Origin of the sequence: Pseudarthrobacter sp. CC4, assembly GCF_048957775.1 — a bacterium.
In the GTDB taxonomy this organism is placed as follows: domain Bacteria; phylum Actinomycetota; class Actinomycetes; order Actinomycetales; family Micrococcaceae; genus Arthrobacter.
Genome location: NZ_JARCCZ010000068.1, coordinates 1 through 1,369 on the forward strand (window position 1 = coordinate 1; position 1,369 = coordinate 1,369).

General features: G+C 64.7%; 1 protein-coding gene. It reads left to right on the forward strand.

The window, feature by feature from the left end:
* Positions 1-8: 8 nt before the first annotated feature.
* A partial coding sequence (locus tag PV768_RS21775) for an amino acid permease (protein ID WP_421094198.1) occupies positions 9-1,369 on the forward strand: 1,361 nt, incomplete at its 3' end.

Sequence of the window (1,369 nt, forward strand, 5' to 3'; positions counted from 1 at the left end):
CAGACCACATCATTGACGGCGGGCACGCCCATGCCTCCGAGACCGCCCTGCATGCCGAGGACAAGGGCTACCACAAGAACCTCAAGCCCCGGCAGATCCAGATGATCGCGATCGGCGGTGCGATCGGCACCGGCCTGTTCCTCGGCGCCGGCGGCCGGCTCAACGCCGCGGGCCCGTCCTTGGTCATCGCCTACGCCGTCTGCGGGTTCTTCGCGTTCCTGATCCTGCGCGCCCTGGGCGAACTGGTCCTCCACCGCCCCTCCTCCGGCTCGTTCGTCTCCTACGCCCGCGAATTCTTCGGCGAAAAAGCCGCCTTCGTGTCCGGCTGGTTCTACTGGATCAACTGGGCCACCACCACCATCGTGGACATCACCGCCGCAGCCCTCTACATGAACTTCTTCGGCAACTACATCCCCTGGATGGCAGCCGTCCCGCAATGGGCCTGGGCACTGACCGCCCTGGTCGTGGTCCTCGCCCTGAACCTCGTCTCCGTGAAGGTCTTCGGCGAAATGGAATTCTGGTTCGCCCTGATCAAAGTCGCCGCCCTGGTCATCTTCCTCATCGCCGGCACCTACTTCGTCATCTTCGGCACCCCCGTGGACGGCCAGCAGGTCGGCCTGAGCCTCCTCTCGGACAACGGCGGCATCTTCCCCAACGGCCTGCTCCCCATGATCATCCTCATGCAGGGCGTCCTGTTCGCCTACGCCTCCATCGAACTCGTCGGCACCGCCGCCGGCGAAACCGAAAACCCCGAAAAGATCATGCCCAAAGCCATCAACTCCGTGGTCTTCCGCATCGCCGTGTTCTACGTCGGCTCCGTCATCCTCCTGGCCCTGCTGCTGCCCTACACCTCCTACGAAAAGGGCGTCAGCCCCTTCGTCACGTTCTTCGGCTCCATCGGCATCCAGGGCGTGGACGTCATCATGAACCTCGTCGTCCTCACCGCCGCCCTGTCCTCCCTCAACGCCGGCCTCTACTCCACCGGACGCATCCTGCGCTCCATGTCCGTCAACGGCTCCGCCCCGCGCTTCGCCTCCCGCATGAACAAAGCAGGCGTCCCCTACGGCGGCATCGCCATCACCGCCGCCGTCTCCCTCCTGGGCGTCCCCCTGAACTACCTCGTCCCCGCCCAGGCCTTCGAAATCGTCCTCAACGTCGCCTCCGTGGGCATCATCATGACCTGGGCAACCATCGTCCTATGCCAAATCCAGCTCAAACGCTGGGCCGACAAAGGCTGGCTCGAACGCCCCACCTTCCGCATGATCGGCGCCCCCTACACCGGCTACCTCTCCCTCCTCTTCCTCGTGGGCGTGCTCGTGATGGTCTTCATCGACTCCCCCCTCACCATGCTCGTCACCGCCATCGCCTC